This window comes from Ignavibacteria bacterium, from assembly GCA_036262055.1.
Lineage (GTDB): Bacteria > Bacteroidota > Ignavibacteria > Tepidaquicellales > Tepidaquicellaceae > DATAJP01.
Window position 1 is genome coordinate 201,087 of sequence record DATAJP010000001.1, and the last position, 15,600, is coordinate 216,686.

Sequence of the window (15,600 nt, forward strand, 5' to 3'; positions counted from 1 at the left end):
TGAAACTATGATTACAGTAAAAAACTTAATAAAAAAATACGAAAATACGCTTGCTGTAGACGGCATTTCATTTGAGATTCCCGATGGAGAAATATGCGGTTACATTGGCACCAACGGAGCAGGCAAAAGCACGACTGTAAAAATTCTCATCGGAGCGCTTGATTTCGACAGCGGGGAAGTTCACGTGAACGGAATAAATGTAAAAGATAATCCATTTGAGGTAAAAAAAATAATCGGGTATGTCCCCGAGAATGCAAATCTGTTTAATTCTCTTACAGTTACTGAGTTTTTGAATTTCATCGGTGAGGTATATGACATTGATAAAGCTGTGCTAAGAAAACGAATAGACATTTTTGCTGAAATACTGAGTTTCACGGAATACCTGAATGAATCTATCGGTATTATATCAAAAGGCAACAGGCAGAAAACTTTGATTACTTCGGCGCTACTTCATAATCCGGATGTAATTTTTTTTGATGAGCCGCTGAACGGACTTGATGCAAATGCCATTTTTGCGTTTCAGGATTTGGTAAATGAGCTTTCTCAGAACAAAAAAACAATTTTTTATTGCTCGCATTTGTTGGACGTGATTGAAAAAATTTCGGACAGAATAATTTTGCTTGATAAAGGAAAGATAGTTGTAAATTCACCGACTTCTGAATTAAAAAAAGGAGAAGGTTATTCAAATCTTGAATCATTATTCAAAAGCTTGCGTCCTGAGGAAAATACTAAAAAATTTAACTTCTCGGATATATACGGTTAAGGAGACTTCTTGCCCTTTCGGTTAATAATATTTTTGTTTTTGCTTCCTCTGAATTTTCTTTCTGCCCAGACTCTTTTGGTTCAGGAAGATACTTTATCTGTGAACAATACCATTAAAACGGATTTCAATAACGATATTAATTCTTCCAATCTTTTTAATTACATAAATTATCAGAACATATTCCAGAAATTCCGTGTAACGATAAATAATAAATTTAATTCCAACGTTTCAAAGCTTCAGCAAAAATTTTTCAGAGATTATAACGAAACTAAAGCGACAATTAATTACATGCTCAGCGATAAATTTGAAAGCGGGGCGGGAATTACTTATTCGACATTCTCCGATAACAGAAATATCGGAATAAACGAGAACAAAAGTATATTTTTATTTTCTAATACAGACTATAAACCGTTTCAGGAACTTGATTTAAATTTTAAAGCAGGTTTTGTTTCGGATAATCAGGTTGGCGAGGAAAATACCGGCATTAAGGGTGTGCTGAATTCAAATTTGAAATCTTATGCATTCGATAGTTACATATCCAACGGCAGAATGCAATTGATGTATGAAAATCTTACCGAGAAGTTGAATTATAATGCTGAGATATCAGGAGAATTGTTCAGGCAGTTTGAGGGATTTGCAGATAATGCGGGGTATATAAAAATTTTTAACAGACGGACAGATTTATATTTTCCTGCAACGAGTGATGTCAGAACGCTTTATAACGTGAATAATAATACAGAATCCAGGATAGAAACGTTTATGGGACTCGAAGACAAATTGAATTATTTATTAAACAGCAATTTATTGTTCTCTGTTTCAGGACTATATTATACCAGACAGGTGAATAGAGATATAAAATATAAAACCTTTTCTAATGTTGTTATCATAGATAACAGCTATGATTCAAAAATAAACGAAAGTAATCTTGGAGTTAACCCGGAGCTTCAGTATTTTACCGATAAGTTTTTAACAAGATTAAAACTTCAATACACGGAACGCTCAGAAACACACGTGCCTGAAGGACTTGAAAACTACACGCAGGCGCAGGCAAGAGAGCTGACCCGAATAGAAAGAAATAAAAATAATCTCGGCAAACGAACTTCGCTTTTTCTTGACTCATATTATCAATTGACTAATACGCATTATTTCAAATTTATGAGCTCGTATTCGCTCTTCAAGTATGACACTGACAGCGATGAAAATTTCGATGATAGGGATGAAGTTTACTTTGTCGGGTCTGTTGCTCATAAGTATTCCAATCTAAATAATTTCGAAATTGAAACTACTTTTGATTTGAGCAGGTCACATCTGAAATATATTTTTCAGGAAAGAAGCTCCAATAACAACGTCAATAATATCTATAAGCTGACCTCTACGAGTTATTTTGCGCCATCAAAAAATTTCATAACCAAAAATATTGTTTCGGTTCTTGCAAATTATACCGTTTATGATTTCGAGGATTTGCTTTCGCAGGTTCAGAGCTTTTCATACAGGCAGCTTTATGCAAAGGATTCGACATCATATAATTTCATAAAACCGATGTATTTAAATCTGATAGGCGAAATTAAATATTCCGAACAGGGTGAGTTTTTTAATGACGAATTTTCAGTAAACCCATTGACTTATTATGAAGATAAAAATTTCACCGCTGAGATTTTTTATAAAATTTTTGAAAATTTAATCATATCGGGCGGATATAAATATTTTGAACAGAAGAGATTTGATTATGAATCGGGCATAAAAACTCTGAAAAATACCATCATCAATGCAGGTCCGTTGGCAAATTTAAGATTATATTTAAAAAATTATTCTTTTGTTAAATTCACATATAGTTTAGACAGCTATAGATACTCGGAGAGTTCATTGAATAACTCTTCGAGTTCAGTCATTTTAAATGTGGAATGGAATCTTTAAGTGAAAAGTAAAAAGGCAAAAGTGAAAAATCCATTGAGATTATTTAAAATGTTCAGAGATTATTCCCCCTTATTAAAGGGGGTTAGGGGGTTGTTCCAAAAATAGAATGAAAACCTATAATCTTGTTTTAGAAAGTAAACGGTCTGAAGTTTTTAAAATTGAAAGCTTGCTGCTTGAGCTGAACAATTCTTTTGAGCTTGAGATGGAAAAATTCATTAATTTTCAGATTGCCGTTTCGGAAGCTTTGGTAAATGCAATTGTTCACGGAAATGAAGAAAATCCGGATAAGCATGTATATGTTGATATCGATTGTGATAAAAAGAAACTTCAAGTAAAGATACGTGATGAAGGAACAGGGTTTGATATTACAGAACTTCCCGACCCGACAAATAAAGAAAACATTTTAAAAGAAAGCGGACGCGGAATTTATATAATAAGAACGTTAGTGGATGAATTTGATTGCTCATCAGGTGACAAGGGGACGGTGATGATTTTAAAGGTGTTTAAGAAGTAACACACCCCGTCTTCGACTTCGTCGAATCCACCCCTCTCAAGAGGGGATTTTCAGGGATTCTTCGCTGCGCTCAGAATGACACTTAGAAGATTTAGCATAAAAAAAGCACCTTAGTCAGACTAAGGTGCTTTTCGTTTTATAATATATATTGCGTAATCTTTGGGACTGGGATCCCCGCCTTCGCGGAAATGGCTTCCTGTTACTTTTTCATATTGTCATAAACATCCATAACTTCTTTTACTGCTTTTGCTGAATCGGTAAGAAGCTTTTTCTCGTCTGCGTTTAAGTCGAGTTCGATGATTCTTTCAATACCGCCTTTGCCTAAAATGACAGGAACGCCTAAGTAAATATCTTTCAATCCGTATTCACCATCAAGCCATGCGCAGACAGGGAAAACTCTTTTTTGGTCGCGGACGATTGCTTCAGCCATTTGAGCTGCAGCTGCACCCGGCGCATACCATGCCGAAGTTCCCATTAAATTTACTAATTCACCGCCGCCTTTTTTGGTTCTTTCAATGATTGCGTTAAGCTTTTCGGAATCGATAAGCTCGGTTACAGGAATACCGCTGACGTTTGTATATCTCGGAAGCGGAACCATTGTATCGCCGTGTCCGCCGAGAAGCATTCCCTGAATGTCCTTTGGAGAAATATTTAAAGCTTCAGCAAGAAAAGCTCTATAACGTGCAGTATCGAGAATTCCTGCCATACCCATTACTTTGTTTGACGGAAGCTGTGATTTCAAATATGCAACGTATGTCATTACGTCGAGCGGATTAGAAACGATAATCAAAATCGTATCAGGCGAGTGTTTCATTATGTTCTCGGTAACCGTATTCACAATACCTGCGTTAACGGAAATCAAATCATCACGGCTCATTCCGGGTTTTCTCGGAAGACCTGAGGTAATTACAACAACATCCGAACCCGCAGTTGGAGCATAGTCATCGGTCGAGCCGATTATTCTTGAATCATAAAGATTGATTGGGGCAGTCTGCCACATATCAAGTGATTTTCCTTCAGCGATACCTTTTTTGATATCAAGAAGAACAATTTCGTTAGCAAGCTCTTTATGAGCAATGACATCTGCGCAGGTTGCACCAACATTGCCTGCTCCGACAACGGTAATTTTCATTTCTTAGTTATGTTTAAATTTTATGTTGAAAAAAAAATCCCCGCGTGTGCGGGGATTTAGAATTTATGCAGTTTGTTCGGCCGGTGTAACGTTAACAACAGTTTTGCCGCTTTTGTTTGTGAACTGGACTTTGCCGTTCATCATTGCAAAAATGGTATGGTCTTTACCTAATCCGACATTTTTTCCAACACCATATTTTGTGCCGCGCTGTCTGACGATTATATTTCCGATTTTAACGACTTCGCCTCCGAATTTTTTTACTCCGAGTCGCTGGGCATTTGAATCCCGTCCGTTTTTAGTTGAGCCAAGCCCTTTCTTGTGAGCCATTACTTATTCCTTTATATTAAAATTTTTAATGTAGTCAGGAATTTCTTCCTGACTGTTATAATTTTCTCGTCAGGACGGAAGTCCCGACAACACACTTATTTTATTTTATCTATTGAAAGCTTTGTGTACTGCTGTCTGTGACCTCTTTTAACTCTGTATCCTTTTCTTCTTTTCTTTTTGAAGACGGTTACTTTGTCGTCTTTTACCGTCTCAAGCACGGTAGCTTCAATTGTTTTTTTCAAAACCGGAGCTCCGATTTCGAATGTTTTGTCATCAGGAGAAAAAAGCAAAACTTTATCAAAAGTTACTTTTGCACCTGATTCTTCTTTCAATTTGGGGACGAACAACTTTGAGTTTTCGCTGACCTTGTATTGAACGCCTTTTATGTCTACTATCGCGTACATGGTGAATTTTTGTAGGTTTAACTGATTATTATTACTATGATTTAGCTTAATTCCTTGAAATTTTCAAGAATTGAGCTAACCCATAGAAGACAAACCATAAATATATCTAAAAAGAACCTTATAAACAATGGATTTATAACGTATTTTTACAGATTTGGATATTAATTATTCAAAATATCTATTGCATCCAGAGCAAGACGTGTCATTGAGCCGCCCTGTTTCATCATGCTGTTCATATTATCACTTAAATCCCAGAAATTTGATGCTATAAAAACACATACACCCGTATCGGGATTATATCTTAACGTATTCAAATAACCGGCATGCGCACCATCATGACCATAACCCAAACCATCCGTATAAGTCAGACCCAATCCGTAAACTCCGTGTCTTTCATCTGCAGCTTTCATCATCATCATCTTATTAACGCTGCCTTGAGAAACTCCGGCTTGCCCTGTTATTAAAAGCTTCATCCAGGTTGCAAGATTGTAAGGGTTAGCAATAATATTCCCTTCAGATACATTTCCTGACATGTTATCCACAGTTGCATTGATGCTTTGATTTCCAACAAATACATATCCTTCGATATGAGGGTCGGGCATATTCATGTCATCACCTTTCCAAACTGACTCAGATGAAAACACAAGGGGTTTAAAAAAATGATTACTGATATAATCCGAATATGTTTCTCCCGATGCGCGCTCAATTATTTTGCCGAGAATGTTATAACCCGTGTTTGAGTAATGAAACGAATCCTGTTGAGGTGTAAAATAATAAAGCTGGGTTTTAGCCACAACGCCTACTAACTCATCAAATGTAAATGTATGCGTATCATTATTCGGCATCTCTCTGACATATTCAAGATACCTTTTTCCTGCATAGGGTTGTTTGATTGTATCGGGTATCGCATCATTTGTCACATCGAAAACGCCTGCTCGGTGCTCGAGAAGCATTTTAATTGTGATTTCATTTTTGAAAGGGATATTATAATTCTCATCTTCAGGAACATAAGGAGTATTTGTGTTCGGAAAATTATCCGTAATCTCATCATTAATATTCAATTTTCCCTCGTCATGAAGTTTCATAATTGCGGCTGCAGTAAAAGTTTTTGTTATGCTTGCAACTCTCAAATTTGAATATTGTGTTGCGGCAGGGTTAACACCGCCTGAAAACATAAAATTACCATTCGGAGCCATTATATATAAATAAAATCCGCCGTTGGGAATATTTTTTGAAACTCTGTAATAATTTGCCAGACTGTCAATCAGTCCTTGTATTTTTCCCTGAGGAGAAATTTCTGATTGAGCTTGTGTTTTGCCGATAAATGAAAAAATAATAATAAAGCTGAACAGTAATATAAAGTATTTTCTTATTATAAAATTATTAGTGTTGAATTTTAGCATATATTAGTTGAATAATGTAAGATAAGATTTTAAAAAAATATTGTATATATAAAACGACCTTTGCACAATAAAAAGAAAAAAAAGTATTAAAAAGAAAAAAAAGTATTTTAGAATTGAATAAATAAATAATAATCAATATAATAATAAAACAGTTCTTAGTCGTAAAAACCGCACACAAAAGCTCGCAAAACACATCCTTTAACTACAACAATGTGAGTTAAGCAGAAAAATCCGCATTTTTCGGATTTTTATTTATTTAACTAAATCAGGAGATAGAATTATGAGAAAGTATTCTCTTACTTTTTTATTCTTTTTTTCAGTTTCCCTGATGGCGGCTTCGGCTTGGGCGCAATTAGGGACGCAGTATAAATGGCTTCATCCGTTTCCGCAAGGGAATGAATTGAGGTGGATTAAGATGTGGAACGCTAACAATTGGTATGCCATCGGCTTTGGCGGAACCTTCATGAAATCTACAAATGGAGGCACCACCTGGGAGGTAAAAACACTTGTTAACGGTATAACAGAAACAGGCACAAACAACACATGTTATGATGCCTATTTTTTTAATCAAAACACAGGATATGTCTGCGGAGGTTCGGGGTTAGTAATCAAAACAACAAACGGGGGTAATACATGGGATTCCGTTACGGCGGTAAGTTCAGCGGTTACATGGTACGACATAGATTTTATTAATCCTAATACAGGATTTGTATCAGGAACGACCTCCGGCAGAGCAGCTGTAACAACAGACGGAGGTGCAACATGGTTGCAAATGGGAACAATACCTACAGGTACTTATTACAGCATTTATGCAAAAGATGTTAACAACGTTATTGTTACCACAACGACAGGCAATATAAGAAAGACAACAAACGGGGGAGCAAACTGGACACAAATCAGCACAGGCACAAGCGCTACTCTTTATTGTGTTGAGTTTTTAGATAACAATACGGGATATGTTTGCGGAAGCAGTTCGGCAATAAGATATACAACTAATTTCGGGGATAACTGGACAAGCACAAACACAGGAGTTGCAAGCTCAACGTTTTATGATATTGATTTTGTGAATACTGCTCTTCCTCCGGCAACATTGAATGAAGGCTTTGAATCTGTGACCTTTCCTCCAACCGGCTGGACAAGAGAAAGTTTGCTCGGAACAGTCCAGTGGGTGCGTTCAACAACTTCACCTTTTGCCGGAACAGCAGATGCATGGAGTAATTTTCAAGGGACAGGAGGAATTGACTGGTTAATAACCAATTCTAACACTGTATATTCAGGTGATTCTCTTTCATTCTGGGTGAGAAGAAGCTATACCGGCGCATCGTTTGACTGGGATTCACTTCAGGTTTATGCAGGAATATCAACCGATACAACGGCAATGACATCTCTTCTAAGAATTGGTGTTAATGATGTTGATACATCAGGAAGTACATACCCCCCAAGACTTGGTGCCTATCAGAGATTCGCAATCAGCTTAAATTCATTTGCAGGACAAAATGTCTATGTTGGTTTTAGACATTCAAACTTTGACGGAACAGGTATCCGTTTAGATGAAGTTAAACTTGGTGAAAATCGTGCGGGTTCTTCTGCAAATGTTTATATCATCGGAAATAGTTCCAATGTATATAAATCTACTGTAGGACAAGATGCATTTGATACTTTACAGGTTTTGAATAACTCGCAACCGTGGACAACGACATTTTATTCCGGTGATGTAAGCCCTTCAGGGGATACAATAACTGTTTCGGGTGGTTACGGACTTATTAACACGCGTTATAGTGCATCCAATAGAGTAGCAAAGACTAATTGGATTAAAGCCGGAATTTTTTATGATATATGGGCTGAAAGCACCACGGGAAGAGTAATAGCGGTCGGCTCTCCTGGCATCGCTGGAAGTGTTTATGATCAGGTAATGTATTCTACTAACGGGGGACAAAACTGGGCAATCGGAAATTATTCCGCAAGCGATGACCAGGATTTAAACAGCATAAGTATGATAAATGCTACAACGGGATTTGTAGCGGGAGATGAAGGGGTTGTTTCAAAAACAACAAATGGCGGAGCTGCGTGGACGCCGACTGCAGTTAACCCTACCACAACCGAACTGAATAAAATAATATTCTTCGATGCAAATACAGGATATGTATTCGGTGCTTCAGGACAAGGTTATAAAACTATTAACGGCGGCGGCGCATGGAATACGCTTACAACTGAAATGGGAACAAGCGTAATTAATGGCGCTAATTTTGTTAATGCAAGTACGGGCTGGATAGTAGGTGCAAGCGGTAAAGTTTACAAAACTACAAACGGAGGAGATAACTTCGTTGCTCAAACGTCAAATTACAGCGGAACGCTTTACAGTATTTACATGATTAATGCAAACACCGGTTGGATTTCAGCAGCCGGCGGTCACGTTAGAAGAACAACTGACGGCGGAGCAAATTGGGATTCAGTAAACGTTCCTTTTAACACTATAGGTTACTCGGTCTTTTTCAGAGATGCATACAACGGAATGGTAACCGGCTCAAGCGGAAGAATATTCAGAACACGTGACGGTGGAGATACATGGGAGTTTGATAACACATCAGGAACAACTCTTTATCAGGTATATATGACAGCAACAAACAGAGCTTTTGTATGCGCAACTAATGCAGCAGTATGGCAATATCAGGAAACTTTAACTGGCATTGAAGGGAACTTCAGCAATAATATTCCTGATAAGTATTTCCTTAACCAGAATTATCCAAATCCATTTAATCCGGCTACTACAATTAGGTTTGGCTTACCCAGAGAAGGAGTAGTTTCTTTAAGAATTTATGACATAGCAGGCAGAGAAGTTGCAAATATATTTAACAATGAAAAGATGAACGCAGGTATTATAGAGTATAACTTTGATGCAAGTAATCTGGCGTCGGGAGTATATTTTTATTCTCTGCAGGTAAAAAATGATTTTGTTGCTACCAAGAAAATGGTTCTTGTGAAATAATTTTAATGATTGTGAGCTGACTCTTCCGGTTTAGTTTCCGGTTGATTCTTCTCAATACGAAAAGCATCCCGAGTGTGCGGCGGGGTGCTTTTTTTTATTTTACAAACAAAAAAGGTTAGCTTTTAGCTAACCTTTTTTATCGAAATATTCGATTTCGTGGAGCTAAGCGGGGTCGAACCGCTGACCTTCTGAATGCCATTCAGACGCTCTACCAACTGAGCTATAGCCCCGCAAATAAACCTTTAAAATAGCGATTACACCAAAGAATTTCAAACCAATTTTTAGCTAAATAACACGGATTTTCATAATTCTTACGGTGATTAATAGGTTTTTGTTGTGAGGGTTAGATAAGCTTAATTATTTTAGAATTAGTATTCAATCGGAATTTTAAAAAGTGGTGGAAGGAATTTACCCGAAGAGGGTTCCCGCTTACGCGGGAATGACTTCAGGTTATGTGTTTAAGTCTTAATCGAATTTCTTTTTATAGACGTGGCAGTATGGTGTGCCGCCTGTGTTGTTATAGTAATCTTGATGATATTTTTCAGCAGACCAGAATGTGCCGGCTTTGGTTACTTTTGTGGCAACGTTGTAGCCCTTATCCTGTAACTGTTTTATAAGTTTTTCAGCAGTTTCCTTTTGTGTATCATCATTATAAAATACTTCGGTTCTGTATTGCTCGCCGATATCGGGTCCCTGTCTGTTCACCTGAGTCGGGTCATGTGTTTCAAAAAATAATTTTGCAAGGTCTTCATAACTAATAAGCTTAGGGTCGTAAGTAATCTTAACTGCTTCCGCATGACCTGTATTTCCTGAGCATACTTCTTTATAGGTCGGATTTTCCTTCCATCCGCCGATATATCCGACTTCAGTCGAAATAACACCTTTTGCTCTTTGCATATAATATTCAGTTCCCCAGAAACATCCCGATGCAAAGATTGCAGTTTGGTATCCGTCTTGTGTAGCGGCACTGTTTTTTGTATCTGATGACGTTTCCGATGCCGGAACAAACTTCATTGAAATAGAATTAACGCAATGTCTTGTGTTTTTATCCGTAAAACCTTCTCCAATAAAAAAGTGTCCGAGGTGCGCTCCGCAGTTGTTGCAGATTATTTCCGTTCTCATTCCGTCTTTGTCCGGAACTCTTTTTACAGCTCCCTGAATCTCATCATCAAAGCTTGGCCATCCGCAGTGAGAATCGAATTTATCTTTTGATTCATACAAAGGAGCGTTACATCTTTTGCAAATATATGTTCCTGCAGATTTGTTATCTGTGTATTCGCCGGTGAAGGGCATTTCCGTGCCTTTGTGTAAAATCACTCTTTCTTCTTCAGGCGTTAATTTATTATATTTGGTTGAATCTGATATTACGTCTTTTGTGTTCATAGTTTCGGTTTTAATAGTTGAAAAATTTTGAGTTCCCGGTTCTTTATAAAATGAAGCTTTTTTTGAGCATCCGTAAGAATTAAAATTGACCAGTGCAATAAATAATATTAAAAATAATGTTTTCATATCTTATTTAACATTTATAAAATGGTTAATGTTTCTGAAAATTTCACTTACTTTTTCACTTACTATTGTAATTACGAAAACTTATAATTACTGGATTTAATCACAAAATTTATCCTAATTGCTCAGATGAGGATTTTAATTCCGGTAATATTTTTGACATTATCTGGATTTTTTTTTAGTTCCTGTATTCACGATGATAATGTCAAAGTAGAAGCAACTGCTCAGACAACTTACATTTATTCCGACCTTATTGCAACAATTAACATATCACCTTACTCAACCAATTACGAGGACGGTGAATATGAAATTATAGTTGACACCTCAAAATTAGGAACGATAACCCCAAAAATAGTATCTGTTAAAAATAACGGAATTGGCTATTTTAAGTATTATCCTGAAAAAGTAACATTTCAGAAGAAAGATACTATTATTTTCGGATTAAGAAATTCACATAGAGTTACGGATACTTTAATACTCACGATTTTGCCTCCCAGAGGGATATACAAATTACCTGATTCTGTAAGCAAAACAGGTTCTATTTATGTTTCGCCCGATGTTTATAAAGTGAACGGAGGATGGGTTTGGAATTATAATATAAATTTAAACGGTTTTGATACCGTTAGGAATCTATATATAAAAGAATTAAGGATACAAAATGATGTTCCTTGCAATTATAAGACAGGGACAGGTGAAAATAGAAATATTTTTGACAGCATTTTAGTAGGCAACGGAAATAAAATATGCACCATTTTTCCTCGAAATTTTGATTTAACAAAAGATACTTTGAGAAAGAATATGGAAGTAGCGCTTTATTCGGATTATCAACCCGGCGGTAATACAAAGATTTCGGTTTTATATAACAAAGGCATAAATACAGGGGAAATAAACATCACTGGACCGCGGTAATTACGGTTATTTAGCAATATATGAATAAGTCGAGTTTTTTATCTTTTATTTGTATCATTTTTATGTTTTGTTCGTAGAAAATTATTAACATATTTAATCTTATTTATATTTTATATACCCTCAATTATAAAATAATTTCAATTAAAAACATAAACTCTAAGGAGAACGAAAATGAAACAATTGCTTACATTTTTATTAGCAATCTTATTTACTGTTCCTGCGGTAGCTAATGACAGAAAAGCATGGCAGGTGAGTGATATAAGAGACGATGGTCAACAGATGAATTCTTCAGTTATTGTTTACGGTAATGGTCTTTTACGTGAGACTTATCCGGGAGCAATACCTGGCGCAGATAATTTCTGGGACTATCAAACAAACGGTGCAAGCCTGAATTCAATCTATGCATTTGGGGATACCATTATAGTTGCATATCCGGCAGTGGATTCTATTGACCCCAGAGGTGCCACAACCCGTGTTATGTATTATTTAGTAAGCTATGATGGCGGAACTACCTGGACACTACCGCTTAATGCTACAACACTTCCAAACAGAAGCGGTTATCCTGATATTGCCACTTACATACAAAACGGCGGTAGAAATATCTCTTTATTAGGAAGAAGATATAATGGTGGAAATTCAAGAGGTGGTGCATTTGCCGAAGCATTTCTCGGATTAGGTTCTTTCTCTACGTCGTTTGCGCCATGGGATGGTAGAGATTATTTCGGATATTATCAAAGCGGGGATTTAGTTTCGGGTGTTTATTCAAAACCATCAGGAACAGGCGCTGCGACTGACCCCGATACTTTAAAATATGCAAGATATAATTTTGCAACAAATACTTTTGAAAATCCGACACAAATTGCAGTTCATGGTGACGGAACAATTGAATTGAACGTTCGATACAGATTTGTTGCAAGTCATGACGGGCAAACACAGTTTGTAATGTACTGGTGTCCGACACCAAACGCGCCTACTGATAGTTTGGACAAAATGACCGCTAAAGTTTCAACCAACAGTGGAACATCATGGGGTGCACCAATTACATTGCAGCAGTCATTGACTACAAACAGCATTATGGGCGGCGACACAGCAGGACCTTGGTTTGGAATGGATGCTGCGTTTAAACCGAATACTCAGGAGTATGCAGCTGTATGGAGCACGTTAGCTCCGGCACTTCCAACCGGCGGCGGCTTAAATACAGCACGCAACGGCGGATGTAAAATTATGTATTGGAATCCGACAGTAAACGGCGGAGTTCCTACAATTGTTGCAGGCAAAAACAATATGCCTCAGATTGCCGACACAGCTTTATTCTTTAACAGGCAGGCATTGCAGGTTGGTGTTACACCAGTATCTCATCCATCCATTGCATATTCGCAGGACGGAAATATGATTGTTGTTGCATTCTCTGCATTCCAGCCGGGTGATTCACTCGATGGATTTACAATGAATGATATTTATACATCATATTCAACAAATAACGGAGCAACATGGTCAACACCGGAAAACAGAACACAAACTCCTGACTGGGATGAGTTGTATCCTATTTTATCACCGACAGGAAATTCTTCCAATAAGTTCCATATGAAATTCCAATCAACAAGAGGTCCCGGAAGCCAAAGCTTTACGGACGTTGTTCCGACTTATAGAGTCTATACTGTTTATAGAACATTCAACCCGACAACAGGCATAGAAATAAATCCTATAGGAACAGTTGTTCCATCAAAGTTTGACCTTAAACAAAACTATCCGAATCCGTTTAACCCGACAACAAACATCAGATTTGATTTATCAAAGAATGCTAATGTAACATTGAAGGTTTATAACGTTCTCGGAAAGGAAGTTGCAACATTATTAAATAATGATTTTGTAACTGCGGGAATTAAAGAAATAACTTTTGATGCGACAAATCTTTCAAGCGGTGTTTATTTCTATACATTAACTGCAGGAAGCTTTACAAGCACAAAGAAAATGATGTTGATGAAGTAACCTTAAAAACATAATTCATTTCTCATTTGTTTTTTTATTGAAAGGTTCTTTCCTGAAAAGGGAAGAACCTTTTTTTATTTTACAAATCCGTAAACATTTATTCTCCGTATTTTAAATATCTCAAAAAAAACAAAGGAGAATAAAAATAATGAAGAAATTATTTATAGGAATTTTGTTTCTTGTTGCGTGCAGTTCTGCATTTTCACAAACCACAATGACCGAAAGTTCATCAGAAACTCAAATGATGACTACAGGTTCCAAAACCGAGGAATCTTTGTATAAAAGGGTAGGTGGTTATGATGCAATTTGTGCCGTTGTTGATGATTTCATAGTTCGTCTTGCTACGGATAAAGAACTTGGAAAATTTTTCGGCGGACAAAGTACTGATTCACAAATGAAGCTGAGACAAAAAGTAGTTGATTTTCTTTGCAATGCAACCGGAGGTCCATGTTATTATACAGGAAGGAGTATGAAAGAGTCTCATAAAGGACTGGGTATAACAGAAAAGGATTGGGATGCATCAGTTGTTCATCTTGTTGCATCATTTGATAAATTCAGTGTTCCTGAAAAAGAGAAAGGTGAGTTGCTTACTGCGGTATCACCGCTGAAAGCTGAAATTGTTGAAATGAAATAAAGTTCTTATTACAAATAAAATGCCTGTTCCGGTTAATCAGAACAGGCATTTTTATTTAAATCTTATCCCGGTTGAACGTCTATTGAAGAATGCTGAATAGAAGTACTCTCCAATCTTTCCAACCTCATTGAATTTGTTCTATATTTTTTGATGAATAATCCTAAAAAATAAGACCTGAAAATATACCACCAAAAACTTCTTTCTTGTAAAGAAGGGTCAATAAGGTGAGCGATTTTTTTATGCTCTTGAGGAACCACACTCCAATGAAGACCTGCTTTATCATGATGTATCGTGTGATAGCCATTATTAAAAAGAAAGAAATTAAGTAAACCTGTAAAATTTCGTGAATGGTTATATTCAGACTCTTCATTTGCATGAACGTGCTGAACATAATTAAAAATCAGAACACTGAAAAGCGATACCTGCTGAGGAATGAAAACATAAAGCAGAGCTTTTTTCCAATCAAGAATAAATGCAGCAGCGAGCCATATTGCAAGTATTGCATATTGAGATATGCACAGCCAAAATCTTGTTCTATCCTTTTGATATTGTTCTCTAAGGTAAAGCTTAATTGCTTTCTGTTGATAAAACCCGCTGATAGAGGGGTAAGTCAATAAGGTTACAAGGTTGTTTTTTTCGCTGAATCTATATGTAATTGTATAATCACCTTCACGATTATTTAATCTGTGATGATTTTTGTTGTGTGTCGGAATCCACGCGAATATGGGGAATCCGTAAAATACAGTCAGCCACCAATCCGTTAAAGTATTCATTAATTTATTTTTCCAGATCGGAAGATGGTTATGATTATGGATTATAACTGCTACAGCAACAGATAAGAATAAATAAATGATGTATGTGAAGACATTGAATCCAATAACAGCCCATTGGAGTATGAATAAAGCTGTGGTGATAAAAATATAGATAAGTGTTTTCTTATCTGCTGAAAATCTTAATTTGAACATAGATATAATTATAAATTTGTAAATATGAATAAATAAAATGGTAATATGTTGGTGGGGTAATAAGTGAGCAGTTATTAATAGATGCCAGCTATATCACCAAAGCGTAAATATTCTTTATTAGTTTAACTTTAATATAGGCTAATTCATAGGCATT

At 36.5% G+C, this 15,600-nt stretch carries 13 protein-coding genes and 1 tRNA gene; 7 read left to right on the forward strand and 7 right to left on the reverse strand.

The genetic code is table 11. The features are described from left to right. The first annotated feature begins 7 nt into the window (after nt 1-7). The 3 genes from VHP32_00960 to VHP32_00970 all read left to right on the forward strand — a co-directional run bounded on the left by VHP32_00960 (nt 8) and on the right by VHP32_00970 (nt 3,191). Complete coding sequence (locus tag VHP32_00960; GenBank protein HEX2786445.1) at nt 8-763, forward strand: ABC transporter ATP-binding protein; 756 nt, start codon at nt 8-10, stop codon at nt 761-763. A gap of 33 nt (nt 764-796) precedes the next feature. Continuing rightward, nucleotides 797-2,677 carry a hypothetical protein gene (locus VHP32_00965; protein HEX2786446.1) on the forward strand — a complete coding sequence of 627 codons (1,881 nt, stop codon included), beginning with the start codon at nt 797-799 and terminating at the stop codon, nt 2,675-2,677. Nucleotides 2,678-2,783: 106 nt separating this feature from the next. Further along, complete coding sequence (locus VHP32_00970; protein HEX2786447.1) at nt 2,784-3,191, forward strand: ATP-binding protein; 408 nt, start codon at nt 2,784-2,786, stop codon at nt 3,189-3,191. A 199-nt stretch (nt 3,192-3,390) separates the two neighbouring features. Here the strand turns inward: VHP32_00970 and mdh are convergent, their stop codons facing one another. From mdh to VHP32_00990, 4 genes are all read right to left on the reverse strand, one after another. After that, a complete protein-coding gene (gene mdh / locus VHP32_00975; GenBank protein HEX2786448.1) occupies nt 3,391-4,323 on the reverse strand; it encodes a malate dehydrogenase in 933 nt (310 codons plus the stop codon). A gap of 63 nt (nt 4,324-4,386) precedes the next feature. Continuing rightward, a complete protein-coding gene (gene rpmA, locus VHP32_00980) occupies nt 4,387-4,650 on the reverse strand; it encodes a 50S ribosomal protein L27 (GenBank protein ID HEX2786449.1) in 264 nt (87 codons plus the stop codon). Nucleotides 4,651-4,745: 95 nt separating this feature from the next. Continuing rightward, on the reverse strand, nt 4,746-5,054 hold the full coding sequence (rplU, locus tag VHP32_00985; protein HEX2786450.1) for a 50S ribosomal protein L21: 309 nt from the start codon (nt 5,052-5,054) through the stop codon (nt 4,746-4,748). A 161-nt stretch (nt 5,055-5,215) separates the two neighbouring features. Next, nucleotides 5,216-6,457 (reverse strand): serine hydrolase domain-containing protein, encoded by a 1,242-nt coding sequence (locus tag VHP32_00990; protein HEX2786451.1) that lies wholly within the window; start codon nt 6,455-6,457, stop codon nt 5,216-5,218. Between the two features lie 280 nt (nt 6,458-6,737). Here VHP32_00990 and VHP32_00995 point away from each other — a divergent pair, with 280 nt between their 5' ends. Then, nucleotides 6,738-9,443 carry a YCF48-related protein gene (locus tag VHP32_00995; GenBank protein HEX2786452.1) on the forward strand — a complete coding sequence of 902 codons (2,706 nt, stop codon included), beginning with the start codon at nt 6,738-6,740 and terminating at the stop codon, nt 9,441-9,443. Between the two features lie 157 nt (nt 9,444-9,600). Here the strand turns inward: VHP32_00995 and VHP32_01000 are convergent. Then, nucleotides 9,601-9,673, reverse strand: a tRNA-Ala gene (locus tag VHP32_01000). A gap of 235 nt (nt 9,674-9,908) precedes the next feature. After that, nucleotides 9,909-10,826 (reverse strand): bifunctional methionine sulfoxide reductase B/A protein, encoded by a 918-nt coding sequence (locus tag VHP32_01005; protein ID HEX2786453.1) that lies wholly within the window; start codon nt 10,824-10,826, stop codon nt 9,909-9,911. 252 nt (nt 10,827-11,078) lie between these two features. On the opposite strand from VHP32_01005, the gene VHP32_01010 reads away from it, so the two are divergent. The 3 genes from VHP32_01010 to VHP32_01020 all read left to right on the forward strand — a co-directional run bounded on the left by VHP32_01010 (nt 11,079) and on the right by VHP32_01020 (nt 14,481). Beyond that, complete coding sequence (locus VHP32_01010) at nt 11,079-11,858, forward strand: hypothetical protein (GenBank protein ID HEX2786454.1); 780 nt, start codon at nt 11,079-11,081, stop codon at nt 11,856-11,858. A gap of 171 nt (nt 11,859-12,029) precedes the next feature. Further along, on the forward strand, nt 12,030-13,847 hold the full coding sequence (locus VHP32_01015) for a T9SS type A sorting domain-containing protein (GenBank protein HEX2786455.1): 1,818 nt from the start codon (nt 12,030-12,032) through the stop codon (nt 13,845-13,847). Between the two features lie 148 nt (nt 13,848-13,995). Beyond that, nucleotides 13,996-14,481, forward strand: coding sequence for a group 1 truncated hemoglobin (locus tag VHP32_01020; GenBank protein ID HEX2786456.1), 486 nt, complete (start codon nt 13,996-13,998; stop codon nt 14,479-14,481). A gap of 62 nt (nt 14,482-14,543) precedes the next feature. Here the strand turns inward: VHP32_01020 and VHP32_01025 are convergent, their stop codons facing one another. Continuing rightward, nucleotides 14,544-15,446, reverse strand: a complete 903-nt coding sequence (locus tag VHP32_01025; GenBank protein HEX2786457.1) for a fatty acid desaturase — start codon at nt 15,444-15,446, stop codon at nt 14,544-14,546. Nucleotides 15,447-15,600: the final 154 nt, after the last annotated feature.

Bases quoted from the DNA above. Each gene is read 5' to 3' on its own strand.
- VHP32_00960 (HEX2786445.1), top strand. From the start codon at position 8: ATGATTACAGTAAAAAACTTAATAAAAAAATACGAAAATACGCTTGCT.
- VHP32_00970 (HEX2786447.1), top strand. From the start codon at position 2,784: ATGAAAACCTATAATCTTGTTTTAGAAAGTAAACGGTCTGAAGTTTTT.
- mdh (HEX2786448.1), bottom strand. From the start codon at position 4,323: ATGAAAATTACCGTTGTCGGAGCAGGCAATGTTGGTGCAACCTGCGCA.
- rpmA (HEX2786449.1), bottom strand. From the start codon at position 4,650: ATGGCTCACAAGAAAGGGCTTGGCTCAACTAAAAACGGACGGGATTCA.
- rplU (HEX2786450.1), bottom strand. From the start codon at position 5,054: ATGTACGCGATAGTAGACATAAAAGGCGTTCAATACAAGGTCAGCGAA.
- VHP32_00990 (HEX2786451.1), bottom strand. From the start codon at position 6,457: ATGCTAAAATTCAACACTAATAATTTTATAATAAGAAAATACTTTATA.
- VHP32_00995 (HEX2786452.1), top strand. From the start codon at position 6,738: ATGAGAAAGTATTCTCTTACTTTTTTATTCTTTTTTTCAGTTTCCCTG.
- VHP32_01005 (HEX2786453.1), bottom strand. From the start codon at position 10,826: ATGAACACAAAAGACGTAATATCAGATTCAACCAAATATAATAAATTA.
- VHP32_01010 (HEX2786454.1), top strand. From the start codon at position 11,079: ATGAGGATTTTAATTCCGGTAATATTTTTGACATTATCTGGATTTTTT.
- VHP32_01015 (HEX2786455.1), top strand. From the start codon at position 12,030: ATGAAACAATTGCTTACATTTTTATTAGCAATCTTATTTACTGTTCCT.
- VHP32_01020 (HEX2786456.1), top strand. From the start codon at position 13,996: ATGAAGAAATTATTTATAGGAATTTTGTTTCTTGTTGCGTGCAGTTCT.
- VHP32_01025 (HEX2786457.1), bottom strand. From the start codon at position 15,446: ATGTTCAAATTAAGATTTTCAGCAGATAAGAAAACACTTATCTATATT.